The organism is Pseudomonas sp. CNPSo 3701 (assembly GCF_028674975.1).
GTDB classification, from domain to species: domain Bacteria; phylum Pseudomonadota; class Gammaproteobacteria; order Pseudomonadales; family Pseudomonadaceae; genus Aquipseudomonas; species Aquipseudomonas straminea.
Genome location: NZ_JAQZSI010000001.1, coordinates 743,485 through 762,607 on the forward strand (window position 1 = coordinate 743,485; position 19,123 = coordinate 762,607).

Annotated in this window: 18 protein-coding genes and 1 tRNA gene; 12 read left to right on the forward strand and 7 right to left on the reverse strand. The window is 62.7% G+C overall.

All coding sequences use genetic code 11. The features are described 5' to 3' along the window. Positions 1-230 precede the first annotated feature (230 nt). Positions 231-575: a response regulator gene (locus tag PVA39_RS03380; protein ID WP_279626485.1), complete on the reverse strand. Its 345-nt coding sequence runs from the start codon at positions 573-575 to the stop codon at positions 231-233. A gap of 420 nt (positions 576-995) precedes the next feature. Here PVA39_RS03380 and PVA39_RS03385 point away from each other — a divergent pair, with 420 nt between their 5' ends. From PVA39_RS03385 to PVA39_RS03405, 5 genes are all read left to right on the forward strand, one after another. Continuing rightward, positions 996-4,463: a response regulator gene (locus PVA39_RS03385; RefSeq protein WP_274122835.1), complete on the forward strand. Its 3,468-nt coding sequence runs from the start codon at positions 996-998 to the stop codon at positions 4,461-4,463. 1 nt (position 4,464) lies between these two features. Next, positions 4,465-5,283 carry a CheR family methyltransferase gene (locus tag PVA39_RS03390; protein ID WP_093500092.1) on the forward strand — a complete coding sequence of 273 codons (819 nt, stop codon included), beginning with the start codon at positions 4,465-4,467 and terminating at the stop codon, positions 5,281-5,283. Continuing rightward, the gene (locus tag PVA39_RS03395) at positions 5,280-5,867 is read left to right on the forward strand and encodes a chemotaxis protein CheB (protein ID WP_093500090.1); all 588 of its coding nucleotides are present in this window, start codon (positions 5,280-5,282) and stop codon (positions 5,865-5,867) included. Before PVA39_RS03390 ends, PVA39_RS03395 begins: the two co-directional genes overlap by 4 nt. Beyond that, positions 5,861-7,066, forward strand: a complete 1,206-nt coding sequence (locus PVA39_RS03400) for a hybrid sensor histidine kinase/response regulator (protein ID WP_274122836.1) — start codon at positions 5,861-5,863, stop codon at positions 7,064-7,066. Before PVA39_RS03395 ends, PVA39_RS03400 begins: the two co-directional genes overlap by 7 nt. 66 nt (positions 7,067-7,132) lie before the next feature. Further along, a complete protein-coding gene (locus PVA39_RS03405; protein WP_274122837.1) occupies positions 7,133-7,507 on the forward strand; it encodes a response regulator in 375 nt (124 codons plus the stop codon). Between the two features lie 477 nt (positions 7,508-7,984). On the opposite strand, the gene PVA39_RS03410 is transcribed toward PVA39_RS03405, so the two are convergent. The 6 genes from PVA39_RS03410 to PVA39_RS03435 form a co-directional block, all read right to left on the reverse strand. Then, the gene (locus tag PVA39_RS03410) at positions 7,985-8,170 is read right to left on the reverse strand and encodes a hypothetical protein (protein WP_274122838.1); all 186 of its coding nucleotides are present in this window, start codon (positions 8,168-8,170) and stop codon (positions 7,985-7,987) included. A gap of 108 nt (positions 8,171-8,278) precedes the next feature. Then, positions 8,279-8,596, reverse strand: coding sequence for a hypothetical protein (locus tag PVA39_RS03415; protein WP_274122839.1), 318 nt, complete (start codon positions 8,594-8,596; stop codon positions 8,279-8,281). Between the two features lie 116 nt (positions 8,597-8,712). Next, positions 8,713-8,788 (reverse strand) — tRNA-Phe (locus PVA39_RS03420). Positions 8,789-8,878: 90 nt separating this feature from the next. Further along, positions 8,879-9,151 (reverse strand): oxidative damage protection protein, encoded by a 273-nt coding sequence (locus PVA39_RS03425; RefSeq protein ID WP_073262556.1) that lies wholly within the window; start codon positions 9,149-9,151, stop codon positions 8,879-8,881. Then, a complete protein-coding gene (gene mutY / locus PVA39_RS03430; RefSeq protein WP_274122840.1) occupies positions 9,148-10,215 on the reverse strand; it encodes an A/G-specific adenine glycosylase in 1,068 nt (355 codons plus the stop codon). The genes PVA39_RS03425 and mutY overlap by 4 nt, the downstream gene beginning before the upstream one ends. Beyond that, positions 10,212-12,443, reverse strand: coding sequence for an AsmA family protein (locus PVA39_RS03435; protein WP_274122841.1), 2,232 nt, complete (start codon positions 12,441-12,443; stop codon positions 10,212-10,214). Before PVA39_RS03435 ends, mutY begins: the two co-directional genes overlap by 4 nt. 609 nt (positions 12,444-13,052) lie before the next feature. Between PVA39_RS03435 and PVA39_RS03440 the strand changes: the two genes are divergently transcribed. The 7 genes from PVA39_RS03440 to PVA39_RS03470 all read left to right on the forward strand — a co-directional run bounded on the left by PVA39_RS03440 (position 13,053) and on the right by PVA39_RS03470 (position 19,075). Then, entirely contained in the window at positions 13,053-14,711 is a 1,659-nt protein-coding gene (locus PVA39_RS03440) for an OFA family MFS transporter (RefSeq protein ID WP_093500078.1), read from the forward strand. A 294-nt stretch (positions 14,712-15,005) separates the two neighbouring features. Next, the gene (gene hisB / locus PVA39_RS03445) at positions 15,006-15,599 is read left to right on the forward strand and encodes an imidazoleglycerol-phosphate dehydratase HisB (RefSeq protein WP_013793001.1); all 594 of its coding nucleotides are present in this window, start codon (positions 15,006-15,008) and stop codon (positions 15,597-15,599) included. Beyond that, positions 15,599-16,237, forward strand: coding sequence for an imidazole glycerol phosphate synthase subunit HisH (hisH, locus tag PVA39_RS03450; protein ID WP_147175650.1), 639 nt, complete (start codon positions 15,599-15,601; stop codon positions 16,235-16,237). The genes hisB and hisH overlap by 1 nt, the downstream gene beginning before the upstream one ends. Then, complete coding sequence (locus PVA39_RS03455; RefSeq protein ID WP_274122842.1) at positions 16,238-16,492, forward strand: DUF2164 domain-containing protein; 255 nt, start codon at positions 16,238-16,240, stop codon at positions 16,490-16,492. Between the two features lie 39 nt (positions 16,493-16,531). Next, positions 16,532-17,269: a 1-(5-phosphoribosyl)-5-[(5-phosphoribosylamino)methylideneamino]imidazole-4-carboxamide isomerase gene (gene hisA / locus PVA39_RS03460; RefSeq protein WP_274122844.1), complete on the forward strand. Its 738-nt coding sequence runs from the start codon at positions 16,532-16,534 to the stop codon at positions 17,267-17,269. A gap of 77 nt (positions 17,270-17,346) precedes the next feature. After that, on the forward strand, positions 17,347-18,117 hold the full coding sequence (gene hisF, locus PVA39_RS03465) for an imidazole glycerol phosphate synthase subunit HisF (RefSeq protein ID WP_093500070.1): 771 nt from the start codon (positions 17,347-17,349) through the stop codon (positions 18,115-18,117). Positions 18,118-18,319: 202 nt separating this feature from the next. Beyond that, positions 18,320-19,075 (forward strand): substrate-binding periplasmic protein, encoded by a 756-nt coding sequence (locus tag PVA39_RS03470; RefSeq protein WP_274122846.1) that lies wholly within the window; start codon positions 18,320-18,322, stop codon positions 19,073-19,075. Positions 19,076-19,123: the final 48 nt, after the last annotated feature.

Genomic DNA, 19,123 nt, shown 5'->3' on the forward strand with positions numbered 1-19,123 from the left:
GGCGGGGCTGTGGGCAGCAAACCTAGCATAGGCCCCAGGGGGCGCCAAGGTCGTTACTGGCCCGTTGCCGTCACGGTCGCAGGGGTGTCGCATCATCGCAGGCTGTTGTCGCCACGCCGCAAAAAAGACGGGCAAGCAGGCTGCAGGATGAAAAAGACGCGCACCCTACTGATATCCGCCTCGCAATTCCAGTGCCAGCCAGCGAATTGGCCGATCTGGAGCCAAGCCTGTCAGTTGCCGAGCATGCTCTGCACCTTGTCGCGCAGTGCATCGAGCGAGAAGGGTTTGCCGATGATCGAGGTGCGGTTGGCCGGCTCGCTCTTGTCGATCTCCACGCTTTCTGCGTAACCGCTGGCGTACAGCACCTTGAGATCGGGACGCAGTTGGCGCGCAGCAACCGCCAGTTCCTGGCCGCTCATACCGGGCAGACCTATGTCGGTCATCAGCAGGTCGATGTGTTCGTCGCTGCGCAGGATCTGCAGCGCCTGCTGGGCTTCGCCTGCTTCGGTCACGCGGTAATCGAGCTCTTCGAGCACTTCCACCGTAAGCATGCGCACCACTTCGGAATCTTCCACGAGCAGGATGCTCTGGCCGGCGGTTGATGCGCCTGGAGCTAGGTCTGACAACGGCGTTACCTCTGATAAAGGATGGTGAAACCGCAGAGCGTCCTGGCGGGCGGTTGGCCTGCCGACGCTGCATGTTTCGAAACCGCGTTGGCGGCAGGCCGCCTAGCATGGCACGAATCTGGTGCGTGGGCTGCATTGCGAGCATGCCGCCCGGCTGAAAATCGCGCATTCGATGGTTGCCGCGGGTGACCAAAGGCGGTTTTGCAACATGTTGAAGAAATAACTCGAACCCTTGGCACCTTGCCATGATCCAACCGCGCGGACGACCAAGCGCCGGCATTGGATTAACCGATGATGGCGCATTACCATCCGCCGTTTGTTCCATACCTCTTCCTATAACAGCCCAACACGGCCAGTCAGGGACCTGCGATGCCCAACAGTACGATTGATGAGAACAGCTTCAAGCGAATTCTGCGGCGCAACGTCGCCCTGCCGCTTGGCGTGGGCGTGATCAGCGCAGTGTTCTTCGTAACCCTGATTGGTTACCTGCTCAGCGTACTGGGCTGGGTGCAGCACACCGACCGAGTGCTCAACAACGCCAGCGAATCCCTGAAGTTGTCTATCGACCAGGAGACTGGCTTTCGCGGCTATCTGCTGTCTGGCGACGTGCGCTTCCTGCAGCCTTACGAGGTCGCCAAGCCGCGTATCCGCGCCGAGATGCAGACCCTTAACGAGCTGGTGGCCGACAACCCGCTGCAGGTCGAGCGCTTGCGCAGTATCGCCGCCCTGCAGGACGAATGGACCGCCTTCGCCCAAGGAGCGATCGCCGCCAAGCGCGACGGTGGCAACTTTCTTGACCCGGTGCGCGACGGCCGCGGCAAGCAACTGACCGATGCCATCCGTGATGAATACGGCGCCTTCATCGCCATGGAACAGCGTCTGCGCGAGGAACGTAACAACGCCGCCAGCAACACCGCGATCACCACCATCGCCCTGTTCCTGCTGTTCACTCTTATTTTCAGCGGCGGCCTGGCGATTTTTGGCCGCCGTGAGCTGCTGCGTCTGACGGGCACCTACGGCGCCATCCTCAAGAAACAGGAAGAGCACAACGAGCGTATGCAGGCCCAGGCCTGGCTGCGCAACGGCCAGAACCAGATGGCCGAGCGGCTGATCGGCCAGCAGGCACTACCGGTGCTGGGTCGCAACACCCTGGAGTTCCTAGCCAGCCATCTGGATGCCGCAGTGGGCGCGCTGTACGTGCGCGAGGAGCATGGCAACCTGCGCCGCGTTGCGACTTATGGCTTTTCCCGCGAGCATGAGAATGCCGAGCAGTCGTTCTACAGCGCTGAAGGCATGGTTGGCCGCGTGGCCCATGACCGCCGCTTGCTGGTTCTCGACAACCTGCCGGGCGACTACCTGAAAGTCAGCTCCGGCCTGGGCGAGGGCAAGCCTTTGGTAGTCGCACTGCTGCCGGTCAGCAACGATGGCGATATCAACGGCGTGGTCGAGCTGGGCTTCCTGCGCCCCTTGAGCGAGCGTGACAGCGAGTTTCTGGAACAGATCGCACCGAGCATCGGCGCGTCGATGGAGGCGGCCCGTTACCGCCATCGTCTGCAGGAAATACTCGCCGAGACACAGCAGCTCAACGAAGAGCTGCAGGTGCAGCAGGAGGAGCTGAAAACCGCCAACGAGGAGCTTGAGGAGCAATCCCGGGCGCTCAAGGAGTCCCAGGCGCATCTTGAAACCCAGCAGGCGGAACTGGAGCAGAGCAACGAGCAGCTATCGATGCAGCGCGACGCTCTGGATGATCGCAACACGGCCCTGCGCGAAGCCCAGCAGCAGCTTGAGGAACGTGCCGAGGAGCTGCAGCGTGCCAGCCGCTACAAGTCCGAATTCCTGGCCAACATGTCCCATGAGCTGCGCACGCCGCTCAACAGCTCGCTGATTCTTGCCAAGCTCCTGGCCGACAACCCCAAGGGCAACCTGGATGCGGAGCAGGTGAAGTTTGCCGACTCGATCTATTCGGCCGGCAACGACCTGCTCAACCTGATCAACGATATCCTCGACATCTCCAAGGTCGAGGCCGGCAAGCTTGATCTGCGCCCGGAAAACACCAATGTCGTGCGCCTGGCCCAGAGCCTTGAAACCACCTTCCAGCCGGTGGCCGGCGAGAAACAATTGGCCTTCAACGTCGACATTGCCGACGACCTGCCGCGCTCGCTGTACACCGACCGCCTGCGTGTCGAGCAGATCCTCAAGAACCTCTTGTCCAACGCCTTCAAGTTCACTGAACAGGGTCAGGTCAGCCTGAGCGTCAGCCGGGTCGAGGAGGGCGTTTCGTTCGCCGTACGCGACAGCGGTATCGGCATCGCCAAGGAACAGCAGGAGTACATCTTCGAGGCCTTCCGCCAGGCCGATGGCACCACCAACCGGCGCTTCGGCGGCACCGGGTTGGGCCTCTCGATTTCCCGCGACCTGGCCACGCTGCTCGGCGGCTCGATCAGCGTCTCCAGTACGCCGGGCGAAGGTAGCGTGTTCACTCTGGTGCTGCCGCTGACTTTCTCGCCGGGCGAAGAGGACCTCTTGCTGCCAGCCGGCGAGTCGGCTCCGGTGGTGCCCAGCGTTGCGCATGCCGTGGCTGTGCCGGCCCAGAGCGAGGTAGCGCGCAACGTGCCTACTTTCCCGGATGACCGCGGCATGTCGGTACTGGGCGGGCGCTGCGTGCTGGTCATCGAGGACGAGCCGCAGTTCGCCCATATCCTCTATGACCTGGCCCACGAGCTGGATTACCGCTGCCTGGTCGCCCACAGCGCCGAGGACGGCCTGGAGCTGGCCACCTCGCATCACCCCGACGCCATCCTGCTGGACATGCGTCTGCCGGACGGCTCCGGGCTGTCGGTGCTGCAGCGTCTGAAGGAAAACCCTGGTACCCGGCACATTCCGGTGCACGTGATTTCCGTCGAGGACATGGCCGAGGCCGCCCTGCATATGGGCGCCGTCGGCTATGCACTCAAGCCTGCCACGCGCGACCAGCTCAAGGGCGTGTTCGGCAAGCTCGAAGCGCGCCTGACTCAGAAGATGCGCCGCGTGCTGGTGGTCGAGGACGACAAGCTGCAGCGCGACAGCATCGCCCGCCTGATCGGCGACGACGACATCGAGATCGTCGCCGTCGAGTTCGGTGAGCAGGCGCTGGAGCAGCTGCGTCACCACATCTTCGACTGCATGATCATCGACCTGAAACTGCCAGACATGCAGGGCGACGAGCTGCTGGCGCGCATGGGCAGCGAGGAGATTCGTTCCTTCCCGCCGGTGATCGTCTATACCGGTCGCAATCTGACCCGTGCCGAAGAGGCAGAGCTGCTCAAGTACTCGCGCTCGATCATCATCAAGGGCGCGCGCTCGCCTGAGCGCCTGCTCGACGAAGTGACCCTGTTCCTGCATATGGTCGAGTCGGAGCTGTCCAGCGAGCGCCAGCACATGCTCAAGACCGCGCGCAGCCGCGACCGTGTGTTCGAAGGTCGGCGTCTGCTGCTGGTCGATGACGATGTGCGCAACATCTTCGCCCTCACCAGTGCCCTGGAGCACAAGGGGGCCCAGGTCGAGGTGGCGCGCAACGGCCGCGAGGCCATCGAGAAACTGGAAGCGGTGGGCGACATCGACCTGGTGCTGATGGATGTGATGATGCCGGAGATGGACGGCTACGAAGCCACCCGGCGCATCCGTGAGAACCCGCGCTGGCGCAAGCTGCCGATCATCGCGGTGACTGCCAAAGCCATGAAGGATGATCAGGACCTCTGCATGAAGGCCGGTGCCAACGACTACTTGGCCAAACCCATTGACCTGGATCGGCTGTTCTCGCTGGTCCGCGTATGGCTGCCGAAGCTGGAACGCATCTGACATGTCCGACCGTACCCAGGATATCGAGCTGCGGCTGCTGATCGAGGCGATCTACCTGCAGTACAGCTACGATTTTCGCGACTACTCCGGCTCTTCGCTCAAGCGCCGGATCGTGCACGCCATGCGCCAGTTCGAGTGCGCGAGCATCTCCGAGCTGCAGGCGCGGATCATCCATGACTCGGCGGCGTTCATGCAGCTGCTGCAGTTCCTCACCATCCCGGTCAGCGAGATGTTCCGCGATCCGAGCTACTTCCTGGCGCTGCGCCAGGAGGTGGTGCCGTTTCTGCGCACCTACCCGTCGCTAAAGTTGTGGGTGGCCGGCTGCAGTACGGGTGAGGAGGTCTACTCCCTGGCCATCCTGCTGCACGAGGAGGGGCTGCTGGAGCGCTCGATCATCTACGCTACCGACATCAACCCGCGCTCGCTGGAGAAGGCCAAGCGTGGCATCTTCCCCATCGACAACATGCGGCTGTATAGCGAGAACTATCAGCGCGCCGGCGGTAAGGGTTCGTTGGCCGACTACTACACGGCGGCCTACGAAGGTGCGCTGTTCGAGCGCTTTTTGTGCGCCAACGTGACCTTCGCCGACCACAGCCTGGCCACCGACAGCGTGTTCTCGGAAACCCAGTTCATCTCCTGCCGCAACGTGCTGATCTACTTCAACAAGACCCTGCAGGACCGCGCCTTTGGCCTGTTTCACGAGTCACTCGGGCATCGCGCTTTCCTTGGCCTGGGCAGCAAGGAAAGCCTGGACTTCTCAGCCTACGCCGGGCGTTTCGAGGCGCTGAATCGCCAGGAACGGGTGTTCCGTAAACTATGAAAGCGCCCCTTCGCAAACTCTCTGCGGTGGTGGTCGGCGCCTCGGCCGGTGGCGTGGAAGCGCTGCTCAACCTGTTCGTCGGGCTGCCGGGCGACTACGGTTTACCGGTGGTGGTGGTGCTGCACCTGCCGGACGGGCGTGAAAGCCTGCTGCCGGATCTGTTCGCCCGCCGCCTCGCGCTGCGGGTAAAAGAGGCGCAAGACAAGGAAGTGCTGCAGCCGGGCACGCTGTACTTCGCCGCCCCCGGTTATCACCTGTGCATCGAGGCCGATGGCAGCTTTTCCTATAGTCGTGAGGAGCCGGTGCATTTTTCCCGGCCCTCGATCGATTACCTGTTCGATTCGGCTGCCGATGTTTACGGCAGCCAGCTATTGGGCATCTTGCTCACGGGCGCCAACCAGGACGGCGCCGCCGGGTTGTACACAATAAAACAGCGGGGCGGAGTGACCGTGGTGCAGGACCCGCAGGAGGCGCAGGTTGCGACCATGCCCGAAGCGGCCCTGGCGCTGCACCAACCCGACTACATTCTTCCTTTGCGGGGCATTCTCGCATTGCTAACCGAACTGGACTCACGCCCATGTTGAGTAGCACCGGATGCAAACTGTTGATCGTCGATGACCTGCCGGAGAACCTGCTGGCGCTGGAGGCATTGATCCGCCGCGATGATCGTGAGGTGTACAAGGCGCAATGCGCCGACGATGCCCTGGTGCTGCTACTCGAGCACGAGTTCGCCCTGGCCATTCTCGACGTGCAGATGCCGGGCATGAACGGCTTCGAACTGGCCGAACTGATGCGCGGCACGGAGAAGACCAAGCACATCCCCATCGTCTTCGTCAGCGCCGCCGGGCGTGAGATGAACTACGCGTTCAAGGGCTACGAGAGCGGCGCCGTGGACTTTCTCTACAAACCGCTGGATATCCAGGCGGTGCAGAGCAAGGTGGCGGTGTTCGTCGACCTGTATCGCCAGCGCAAGGTCATGGCTCAGCAGGTGGAAGCGCTGGAGCGCGCCCGCCAGGAGCAGGACGCGCTACTCGCCGAGCTGCGTTCGACCCAGGGCGAGCTGCAGCATGCGGTGCGCATGCGTGACGACTTCATGTCCATCGTCTCCCACGAGCTGCGTACGCCGCTCAACGGGCTGATCCTCGACACCCAGTTGCGCAAGATGCACCTGGCCAAGGGCAACCTCACCGCATTCAGCGAAGACAAGCTCGGCGCCATGTTCGACCGCGACGAACGGCAGATCCACAGTCTGATCCGCCTGATCGAGGATATGCTCGACGTGTCGCGCATCCGCACCGGCAAGCTGTCCATTCGCCCGGTGGAGTTCGACCTGGCGCAGACCGTGCGCAACGTCGCCGAGAACTTCGCCCAGCAGATGACCGTAGCCGGTTGCGACCTGCAGCTGGACATCGATGAAGTGCTGCACGGCAGCTGGGACCAATTCCGCATCGAACAGGTGATCAGCAACCTGCTTAGTAACGCCTTGCGCTACGGCGCCGGGCGCCCCATCGAAGTGCGCGCCCGCTCCGATGAAGGCGGTGTGCGCGTCGAGGTGCGCGACCATGGCATCGGGATTTCCCTGGAAAACCAGCATCGCATCTTCCAGCAGTTCGAGCGCGCGGTGGGCAGCGAGTCGGTAGCAGGGTTGGGGCTTGGTCTCTTTATCTCCGACCAGATCGTCAAGGCTCATGGTGGGCATATCGAGGTGCAGAGCAGCCTGGGGCAGGGCTCGTTGTTCAGCGTCTGGCTGCCGCGTGGCACCCGCGTGCAGATAGGCGGATAGGTTGAACTCACCACGGCGCCAGGGTCGAAGCGAAGGTGCAGAAATTGGTAGGAGCGGAGCAGGGCAATGAACGATGTGAAACGATGCGTACTGATCGTCGAGGACGATCCGCTGCTGCTCATGCTGCTGGTCGAATATCTGGAGGGCGAGGGCTATTACGTGCTGCAGGCCGACTGCGCCGCCGATGCCTTCGCCATCCTGGCCACCAAGCCGCACCTGGACCTGTTGATCACTGACTTCCGACTGCCCGGCGGCGTCTCCGGCGTGCGCATCGCCGAGCCGGCATTGCTGCTGCGCCCGGACATCAAGGTGATCTTCATCAGCGGCCACCCCGCCGAAGTGCGCGAGACCGGCAGTGCCCTGCTCGACTCGGCACCACTGCTGAGCAAGCCCTTTACCCTGGAAACCCTAAGCACGCAGATTGCCCATCTGCTTGATTGAGGCGAGGGATACACCCGGCCGCTTCTACCTGATGAGGGGCGTGCCGGGACGTCTGGTTCATACCCAAGAATTTCGCGGGCATGGCCCGCTCCCACGGTGGTCACAGGCTGGACGGATAGGCTGTAGGGGGGGGAAGGCGCTACCCTCTGTGGCGTCCGGCGCACATCTTCCCGCGCCGTAACCCGCCAATCGGCCTCACCTTCGCCTATGGGATGCGGCCTGCAGCTACTCTTGTGCTCAACGCAAGTTACGCGACCATGACCCGAAACAGCTATTGGCATCGCTCAGATTCTGTGGGAACGGGCGGGGACGCCTAGTCCATGCCTGCGAATTGGCTCGTGCAGCACGTAGGCGGCTGAAGACGCTAACCTGATCTGACGGCCGGCGCACACCTTCAAGCGCCGTAACTCATCAAGCATCCCAACGAACTGAATACGAACCCGGGTATCGCTCCGCTCAACCCGGGCTAAGACTCATTCAGTGCTTCTCCGGCGCAGGCTTCCCTGGCTCCTCGATAGGCCGCTGCGGGCTGAACGGGCTATCCGGATCATCGACGATAGAGCCCGGATCCTCGTTACCCGGATCGTTGATTGGTATCTCATTCGGCTCGACCGGCGGCTGTTTGGGGTCGTTAGCGGCCTTCAGGGCGATATTGACTTGCATGGCTGGCTCCCGCTGCATAAGGCCCGCTGTAGTGGGGGCGGGCAATGTCATGTGGAGCGCGTGGCGAGGGCGGGCGTTCAGCGTATCCGCCAGGCGGAGGTGTATCGACTACTTGCGCCTGTAGCTCTTGGTGCCGCTGCGGGTCATGCAGTATTGCCCGCCTCGCGGGCCGGTACATAGCGTCCCGCTGCCACAAGGACAGTCGCTGGCGACGTTGCCAGTGGCTCGCAGTGTCGTGGCAGAGCCTCGGTGCTCGGCGCTGCAATCGCGCTTGCTGCCGCTGATCGATCCGTCGTTACAAAGAAACAGCGGGCCATCACAACGCGCGATGCCGCCCTTGCTACCCGAGCAGGGCGTATTGGCGGCATTGCCGAGTATTGGCAGTATCAGCAGGAGCACCAACAATCCGATCAGGCGAATGCTCATGCGCGCGGCTCCAGCCTTGAAGCGCCAGGGAAGGGAATAAATTTCAGGCACTAAAAAACCGGCACTAGGCCGGTTCTTTAATTCTCGGGTGGTACATGCACCACCTGAGTAGAAGGTGGTGCCCAGGGACGGAATCGAACCGCCGACACGGGGATTTTCAATCCCCTGCTCTACCGACTGAGCTACCTGGGCAACGGCGCGTATTAAACGGTTTTAGCCTTGGGGTGTCAAACCTTTTTTGGAAAATATTTAAATATTCCGGGCGCTTACGTCTCAGGCCGCTTATTCGCTGGGCGGCACGTAGCCTTCGGCCTGGGCGTAATCCTCGCCGGAGAGGAACTTGTCCATCTCGGCCTGCAGGAATTTGCGGTCTTCGGCGTTCATCATGTTCAGGCGACGCTCGTTGATCAGCAAGGTCTGGTGCTTCTGCCATTCGTCCCAGGCTTGCTTGGAGACGTTCTGGAAGATGTCTTCGCCTTTGGCGCCAGGGTAGGGCGCGCGATCCAGGCCGGGGAGTTCCTGTTTGTGCTTGCGGCACATCACGGTGCGGGTCATGCCATTTCTCCTGTATGCAGTGCGTCGGCCGCGCGTTTGAGCAGCTTTTTGACCGGGGCGGCGAGGCCCAGGCGCGGCGGGGTGGCGAGGTTATACCAGAGCCAGTCGGCCTCGGCCACGTAGCCGGGCACGCCGTCGACCTCGATCAGCCAGGGGGCGATGGCCAGTTGGAAGTGGCTGAAGGTATGGGTGATTTGGTCAAGCTGGCGGCGTTCGCCGAGGCGTAGTTGGTGCTGGTCGGCGAGGCTGTTCAGGGCGTCGAGGTCATCGAGTTCCGGCAGGCTCCACAGGCCGCCCCAGAGGCCGGTAGACGGCCGCCGGTAGAGCAGCACGGCGCCGTCACGGCTGACCAGCATGGGCATCAGGGTGCGTTTCTGCGGCAGTTCCTTGCGCGGCTTGGCCACCGGGTAGCGGATCTCCAGGCCGAGCAGATGCGCTTCGCAGCCGCTTTGTACCGGGCAGAGCAGGCAGGTGGGCTTGCTGCGTGTGCAGAGCGTGGCGCCCAGGTCCATCATCGCCTGGGTGTAATGATTGACGCGTTCCTCGGGCAGGAAGCGCTCGGCCACGGCCCATAGCTGCTTGGCTACCTTGGGCTCGCCCGGATAGCCTTCCTGGGCGACGAAACGGGCCAGCACGCGTTTGACGTTGCCGTCGAGAATCGGCGCGCGCAGGTCCATGCTCAGGCTGGCAATGGCGCCTGCCGTCGAGCGGCCGATGCCGGGCAGTTCGGTGAGGGCTTCGACGCTGCGCGGGAATTCGCCGCCGTGCTCGGCCATGATGATCTGCGCGGTCTTCTGCAGGTTGCGGGCGCGGGTGTAATAACCCAGGCCGGTCCACAGGTGCAGCACTTCGTCTTCCGGCGCTTCGGCCAGATCGCGCACGGTGGGCAGCGCGCTCATGAAGCGGTCGAAGTAGCCGAGCACGGTGCTGACCTGGGTCTGCTGCAGCATGATCTCCGAGACCCACACGCGGTATGGCGTGATGTTCTGCTGCCAGGGCAGGTCCTTGCGGCCGTGCGCGTCGTACCAGCGCAGCACGGCGCTGGAGAATTGCTCGGGGGTCATCGCTTGAACAGGCCCTTGAGTGCGTCTTTCAGTTCCGGGCTGACCTTGTCGCCGAGCTTCTCTTCGAGCTTTTCGTTGATGCGATCGCCGGCCAGCTTGGCTGCGACCTTGCCCATGCCTTCCTGATCCAGGCGGCAGGCCTTGGCGCCGAGCTCCAGTGGGCCCCGGCAGTGCAGCGGCCAGGCGATGCCGACGTAGCGCTGGTTGACCTCGCAGGCCGGGTCCGGCATTTCGCGCTGATCGCCTTCGATGGTGATGCCGACGCGGTAATCCATGCCCAGTACGCGCAGGTCGACATCACCGTTGCCGGCCACGCTCAGGCCGGGGATACGGGCCTGCAGGTCGGGGTTGCTGGCCACGCCGTTGCGGATACTCAGGCTGCCTTGCAGGCGCTCGAAGGGCGTGTCCTTGCTGCGCGGCTCGCCGCTCAACTGTTTGCGGTTGAGGGTGGAGATGCCGCGGCACAGTTGCTGCTCCAGGTTGGCGTCGACCAGCACGCCGTCTTTGAGCATGAAGCTGGCGGTGCCGTTGAGGGCGTCGATCCAGGCTTTCTGGCTGTTGCCGCTGGTGGTCAGGTCGCTGTTCAGGTCGAGCAGGCCCTTGAGTGGCGAGGGGCGCTGTTCGTCCTTGAGGAATGGCTCGACCGGCATGCCGCTCAGTTGGGTATGCAGGCTGAGCACCGGCACGGCAGGGCGCACGTCGGCGTCGGCCTTGATGGCGAAGCTGCCGTTGCCAAGTTTGCCGCGCAGCTCTTCCAGGCTCAGCGCGCCACCTTGGCCGCGGGCCTTGAGGCTGACGGCGCTGAGTGTCTGCTTCTGTAGGGTCAGCTGGTCGAGGGTCAGGTTGGCCTGCATATCGAGTTTGCGCAGGGCCGGGATCGGCAGCACTTCGCTGGAGCTCCAGGCCTGCTGGGTCGGTGCGTTGGGCACTGGCGTGGTGCCGGCCTGGCCAGCGTTGGCGACGGTTTCACGCACTTCGGCCTTGCGCGCCGAGTCGGCGTCCTTCTTGTCCTTGCTAGCGGGTGGCAGGTAGCGGTCGAGGTCGAGCTTGTCGCCCTTGAGCTGCACGCGCAGCGCCTGCTTGGCGAAGTCGGCCACGGCGAGCTTGCCGGTAAAGGTGCTGTCGTCGAGCTTGAGGGTCAGCTCGTCCAGCGACAGGCTGTTGGCAGTGCCGTTCAGCTGGGTGACCAGCTCGAATTGCGACAGGGTTTTCTCGTCGTTCATCGGCGGCAATTTCTGACCGAGGCTGGCGAGAAACTCGCGCAGGTTGACCGGCGCTACCGACAGGCCGCCGGACAGCTTCGGCTCGCTCTGCAGGTCACGCACCTTCACTTCACCCAGGGCGCGCAGCTGGTTGGCGGACAATTTGAGGCCATTCCATTCGGCGACTTGTGCTGCCAGGTCGACCAGCAACTGGCCCTGGGCTGCATAGGTGAGGGTCTGGCCATTGAATGGCTCGCCAGACGCCTCGCCGGACAGACGCGCATCTTCGAGCTGGTAGCGTTTGAGGGCGCGGTCGAAGCGCAGCTCGCCCTGCAGTTCGGTACGCGCACGCATCACCGGCTGGTTACTGCCGAAGAATGCGCTGAGCTTGATCGGCACACCGGCACCTTCGCGGATCGCGCCGGTGGTCAGCTGGATGCTCTCGGCGCTGAATTGCTGGCCCTTCTGGGCGTCGCGGTAGTCCACCCGGGCACCGTTGACGATCAGGCTGTCGATGTCCAGCTTGATCGGCTGGCCGCTGCTTTCCTGCGTCGGCTTGTCTGTTGATTGCGGCGCGTCGTTGCTTGCGGTTTGTTCGGCCGGCGCATCACCTGGCTTGGCCGGCGGGTGGCCGACGTCTTCCCAGTTGCCGTGGCCGTTCTCGTCACGCTGCAGGTCGAGATTCAGGCCGTCTACACGGATGTCGCTCATCTGCACTTCCTTGCGCAGCAGCGGCAGCACGCGCACCGACAGGCCGAGCAGGCGCAGATTGGCGAACGGCTTGTCCGGCGTGCTGGCGCTGGCCAGGGTGGCGTCGGTCAGCTCAAGGCCCAGCCAGGGGAACAGGCTCCAGCCAATGTCGCCGTTGAGGGTCAGCTCGAGGTTGGCCTTGTCCCGCGCCAGTTGGCGGATTTCATCCTTGTAGTCGTTGGGGTCGAACAGGTGAGTCAGGGCAAAGCCCAACGCCACGATGATCAGCAGTAGTCCGAGGAAGAACAGACCCAGGATTTTGCCGAGCGCTTTCATGGACGAGTCCTATGCAGTGACGAGAAATTGGAATCCGCGAGTATAACGCCCGAGGCGTCCCCGCGGTTAAAGGCAGTCGTGTATGCGTGAGCTCTGCTGGCAGGCACTGGCCGACGCGAGGCGTATTACCTGAGCTGGTAGACCACTACTAGCCAAGATTTGCGGCATTGAATCTGCAGAATTGCCGCTTGCACTGTAGGCACGGGTATTCATGCGCGGTGCAGGGCAATAATTTCGGTGCGTAATCGAGGGTTGGCTATGCTGTGGCGCAGGTATTGATTTGGTGTGCCTGCTTTTGGCAGTCGAACTGTCATCCGGGCTCGCTACTGTCGCGCCTAGCCCGGACATTGGAGGGCGTGTATTTTGGCGCCGGTTTTCTACCGGCTGTCGATTAGAGCCAGAATCAATGCCTAAAAAGGTGCTGTAGACCCGCAAAACTATCGTTTGGGTGGTTGCAATGCGACCATGGCGATGTGACACAATGCCACGGGGAGCTAGCGACCAGCTAGAACGAATGGACTCTCCCCATACTTACTTGTTGTTTGGCGATGCTTCTATCGATGTTTCGCCAGTAATTACCTGTTTGCCAACCTAATCAGAGAAGAAAACATGACTGACGCCACCGTGCAAAACGGTGCTTCGGCGACGCCTGCTTTCCTGTCCAAGGAACGCATCATCGCTAAGCCCGGTTTCAACCGCTGGCTGGTTCCGCCAGCTGCCCTCGCCATCCACCTGTGTATCGGCATGGCCTACGGGTTCTCCGTATTCTGGCTGCCGTTGTCCAAGGCCATTGGTATCACCGCGCCAGTCGCGTGTGCGCCGGAAATTGGTTTCTTCGAGCAGATCTTCGCCAGCAACTGCGATTGGCAGATCTCCATGCTGGGCTGGATCTATACCCTGTTCTTCGTGTTCCTGGGTTGCGCAGCTGCTGTATGGGGCGGCTGGCTGGAGCATGCCGGTCCGCGTAAAGCAGGTCTGGTTTCGGCCGTGTGCTGGTGTGGCGGTCTGCTGATCTCCGCGCTGGGTATCTATACCCACCAGATCTGGCTGATGTGGGTCGGTTCCGGCGTGATCGGTGGTATCGGTCTGGGTCTGGGCTACATCTCCCCGGTATCGACGCTGATCAAGTGGTTCCCGGACAAGCGCGGTATGGCTACCGGTATGGCCATCATGGGCTTCGGTGGCGGCGCGATGGTCGGTGCACCTCTGGCCGCGGCGCTGATGGGCCACTTCGCCAATGAAACTGGCGTAGGTGTATGGCAGAGCTTCGTGGTCATGGCGGTGATCTACTTCATCTTCATGGTCGGCGGCGCACTGGCCTACCGCGTTCCGCCAACCGGCTGGAAGCCTGCTGGCTGGGTCGCTCCGGCTGCCAAGGCCAACAACGCGATGATCACCAAGGGCCATGTCCACGTGAACACCGCGTGGAAAACTCCGCAATTCTGGCTGGTCTGGGCCGTACTGTGCCTGAACGTCTCGGCTGGTATCGGCATCATCGGCATGGCTTCGCCCATGCTGCAGGAAGTCTTCGGCGGCAAACTGATCGGCCTGAACGTGCCGTTCAGTGAACTGAGCGCTGCGCAGCTTGGGCAGATCGCTGCTATCGCGGCCGGCTTTACCGGCCTGCTCAGTCTGTTCAACATCGGTGGCCGTTTCTTCTGGGCATCGTTCTCCGACCTGATCGGCCGCAAGGCGACCTACTTCGTGTTCTTCGCGCTGGGCTTCACCCTGTACGCGCTGGTTCCGTGGACCGGTCACCTGGGCAGCATCGCGCTGTTCGTGTTCGCCTTCTGCCTGATCCTGTCCATGTACGGTGGTGGCTTCGCGACCGTTCCGGCTTACCTGGCTGACCTGTTCGGTACACAGATGGTCGGTGCGATCCACGGTCGTCTGCTGACTGCCTGGGCCTTCGCTGGCGTGCTGGGTCCGGTACTGGTGAACTATCTGCGTGAGTATCAACTGAGCATCGGCGTCGAGCGCGCTGCCGCTTATGACATCACCCTGTACATCCTCGCTGGTCTGCTGGTGCTGGGCTTCATCTGCAACCTGCTGGTCCGCCCTGTGGATCCGAAGTATTTCATGACCGACGCAGAGCTGGCCGCCGAGCGCGCCCATGGCGAGAAATCCAAGCCGTCCGCTGCCGAGCTGGAGTGGGCCGCCGATCCGTCGAGCAAGCCGCTGGTGATCGCTGCCTGGTTGGCCGTGGGTATCCCGCTGGCTTGGGGTGTTTGGATTACCCTGCAGAAGACCGTAGTCCTGTTCCACTAATCACGATCTGCTGCGCGTCGGCCCTGCGGCGTTAAAACCAGGCTCGGAATGCTCATGTACAAAAGTACACTCCGCTTCCTCGCCTGGTTTTGCCTAGCAGGGCTCTAGCTCGCGATATCGTGAAAATCCCGCCGACGCCTTGTGCGTCCGCGGGATTTTTTGTGCGAGGCTTTTAATAAGCCCTGAATTCCGACTGCCGCGCCTTGCGGCATTTTTGCCGGACGGCTTTATAGCTTTGCCGCTTATCAGCCTATAATGTTCGCCCTTTCGCCCAACGATTTTGTGGAGCAGGTGATGGCCGAACGTACGGCATCCGTCGAGCGCAATACCCTGGAGACCCAGATCAAGGTCTCGATCAATCTGGATGGCACAGGCAAGGCCACCTTCGATACCGGCGTGCCGTTCTTCGAGCACATGCTCGACCAGATCGCCCGTCATGGCCTGATCGACCTGGACATCTTCTGCAAGGGCGACCTGCATATCGACGATCACCACACCGTCGAAGACGTCGGCATCACCCTTGGCCAGGCCTTCGCCAAGGCCGTCGGCGACAAGAAGGGCATGACCCGTTACGGCCACTCCTACGTGCCGCTGGATGAAGCGCTGTCGCGCGTGGTGATCGACTTCTCCGGTCGTCCGGGCCTGCAGATGCACGTGCCGTTCACCCGCGCGGTGGTCGGAGGCTTCGATGTCGACCTGTTCCAGGAGTTCTTCCAGGGCTTCGTCAACCATGCTCAGGTCAGCCTGCACATCGACAACCTGCGTGGCGTGAACACCCACCACCAGATCGAGACCGTATTCAAGGCCTTCGGCCGCGCTCTGCGCATGGCGGTCGAGCTCGACCCGCGCATGGCCGGGCAGATGCCATCGACCAAGGGCGTACTCTGATGCAGACGGTAGCCGTCATCGATTACGGCATGGGCAACCTGCACTCGGTGTCCAAGGCGCTGGAACATGTGGGCGCCGGCCGTGTGCTGGTGACCAGCGATGCTCAGGTGATCCGCGAGGCCGACCGTGTGGTGTTTCCCGGCGTTGGCGCGATCCGCGACTGCATGGCCGAGATCCGCCGCCTGGGCTTCGACGAACTGGTTCGCGAAGTCAGCCAGGACCGTCCTTTTCTCGGCATCTGCGTCGGCATGCAGGCGCTGCTCGACCGCAGTGAAGAGAACGACGGCGTCGACTGCATCGGCCTGTTTCCCGGCCAGGTACGCTTCTTCGGCAAGGACATGGTCGAGGACGGTGAGCCGCTGAAAGTCCCTCACATGGGCTGGAACGAGGTGAGCCAGGCGGTCAAGCATCCGCTGTGGCACAACATACCCGAGCAGGCGCGCTTCTACTTCGTGCACAGTTTCTATGTCGAAGCGGCCAAGGCGCAGCAAGTGGTTGGCCGTGGCCACTACGGCAAGGATTTCGCCGCGGCTCTGGCCGACGGTTCGCGCTTCGCCGTGCAGTTCCACCCGGAGAAGAGCCACACCCATGGCCTGCAGTTGCTGCAGAACTTCGCCGCCTGGGATGGCCGCTGGTAGATGGCGCGGCTCAAGAGCCCGATCCTGACGCTCACGCCCGAGCAGGAAAGCGATGCGGTGCACAAGCTGCAGCGCTTTCTGAGCGACCGTTTCGAGCTGGAGCTGGGCTCCTTCGAGGTGCTGGAGCTGCTCGAGCTGTTCGGGCGCGACATCGCCCCGCATTACTACAACCGAGCGATCACCGATGCGCACAGCTTGCTGCGCGAGCGCTTCGAGAGCTTCGAAGTCGACCTGTGGGCGCTCGAGAAAGATTGATCCCGGCCCAGGCCGGCTGAACTAGACAAGGTGCTGCAGATGCTGATTATCCCCGCTATCGACCTCAAGGACGGCGCCTGCGTACGCCTGCGCCAGGGCCGCATGGAAGATTCCACGGTGTTCTCCGATGACCCGGTGAGCATGGCCGCCAAGTGGGTCGAGGGCGGCTGCCGTCGCCTGCACCTGGTCGACCTCAACGGCGCCTTCGAGGGGCAGCCGGTCAATGGTGAAGTGGTTACCGCCATCGCCAGGCGCTACCCGAACTTGCCGATTCAGATCGGCGGCGGTATCCGCTCGCTGGAAACCATCGAGCACTACGTCAAGGCCGGCGTCAGCTACGTGATCATCGGCACCAAGGCCGTGAAGGATCCGCAGTTCGTCACCGACGCCTGCAAGGCCTTCCCGGGCAAGGTCATCGTCGGCCTGGATGCCAAGGACGGCTTCGTCGCCACCGACGGCTGGGCAGAAGTCAGCAGCGTGCAGGCCACCGATCTGGCCAGGCGTTTCGAGGCCGATGGCGTCTCGGCGATCGTCTACACCGACATCGCCAAGGACGGCATGATGCAGGGCTGCAACGTCGAAGCCACCGCCGCCCTGGCTGCCGCCAGCCGCATCCCGGTGATCGCGTCGGGCGGCATCCACAACCTGGGCGATATCGAGAAGCTGCTGCTGGCCCGTTCGCCGGGCATCGTCGGCGCCATCACCGGCCGTGCGATCTACGAAGGCACCCTGGGCGTGGCTGAGGCGCAGGCGTTCTGCGACAACTTCAAGGTTTGAACCGTAGGGCGGGTAACACCCGCCGTAACTGACGCAATCTATATCGGTGGGTTGCACCCACCCTACGGGAGCTCCGTATGGCATTGGCTAAACGCATCATCCCCTGCCTCGACGTGGACAACGGCCGCGTGGTCAAGGGCGTCAAGTTCGAGAACATTCGCGATGCCGGCGATCCGGTGGAGATCGCCCGTCGTTACGACGAGCAGGGTGCCGACGAGATCACCTTTCTGGATATCACCGCCAGCGTCGATGGCCGCGATACCACGCTGCACACCGTCGAGCGCATGGCCAGCCAGGTGTTCATCCCGCTAACCGTGGGCGGTGGGGTGCGCAGCGTGGCGGATATCCGCAACCTGCTCAACGCCGGTGCCGACAAGGTGTCGATCAACACCGCAGCGGTGTTCACCCCCGAGTTCGTCGGCGAAGCCGCCTCGCGCTTCGGCTCGCAGTGCATCGTCGTCGCCATCGACGCCAAGAGGGTGTCCGGCCCGGGCGAAGCGCCGCGCTGGGAAATCTTCACCCACGGCGGCCGCAAGCCGACAGGCCTCGATGCCGTGCAGTGGGCGATGAAGATGGAAGGCCTGGGCGCCGGCGAGATCCTGCTCACCAGCATGGATCAGGACGGCGTGAAGAGCGGCTACGACCTGGGCGTGACCCGTGCCATCAGCGAAGCGGTGGGCATCCCGGTGATCGCTTCCGGCGGCGTCGGCAACCTGCAGCATTTGGCCGACGGCATTATCGAAGGCAAGGCCGCCGCCGTGCTGGCGGCGAGTATCTTCCACTTCGGCGAGTACACCGTGCCCGAAGCTAAAGCCTACATGGCCAGCCGCGGTATCGTGGTGCGCTGAGCCGCGCCTCGTCAGCGGTGCGCCCAATCTGGTGCAATTGACCTTTTGGGTGCCCGCTAATGGCGCTAAGCTAGCACCCGTGTGACAAGCATCGGGTCAAGCCAAAGCGTCTAGCTTGCTATTTTTGCCTGAACGTCTGGTCACGCCGGGCGCTACCTTTCCGGCCGCCCGTCAACGCATTGAATGACAGGTAGTCCAGTACATGTGCAAACGTCTGTGGTTGGCAGCGGCAGGAGCCCTGCTTGTGATGGCGTCGGTGGCGCGCGCCGAAATCGACCCGAACTACAACGTGGTGTTGCTGACGGAAAACTTCCCGCCCTACAACATGGCGATCAACGGCAAGAACTTCGCCCAGGAAGACAACATCGACGGGATCGCCGTCGACGTGGTGCGCGAAATGTTCAAGCGCGCCGGCATCAAGTACAGCCTGACCCTGCGTTTTCCCTGGGATCGCATCTACAAGCTCGCACTGGAAAAGCCCGACTACGGTGTGTTCGTGACCGCGCGGCTGCCCGAGCGCGAGGCGCTGTTCAAGTGGGTCGGCCCCATCGGCCCTGACGACTGGGTGCTGCTGGCGCGCGGCGACAGCAAGTTGGTGGTCAACAACCTGCAGCAGGCCAAGCAGTACCGCATTGGCGCCTACAAGGGGGATGCCATCGCCGAGCACCTCGAGAAGGAAGGCCTGCAGCCGGTGACCTCGCTGCGCGACCAGGAAAACGCCAAGAAGCTGATGGCGGGGCAGATCGACCTGTGGGCCACTGGTGATCCAGCGGGCCGCTACCTGGCGCGCCAGGAAGGTGTCAGCGGCTTGAAGACCGTGCTGCGTTTCAACAGCGCGCAGCTCTATCTGGCACTGAACAGGGAGGTGCCTGACGAGGTGGTACAGAAGCTGCAGTCGGAATTGGACAAGATGCGCGCTGAGGGGATCGTCGACAGTATCCTCAACAGCTATCTTTAGCCCTGAACGTTTGATGGGCACGCCAAGGCACTGAGGGGCGCCGGCGTG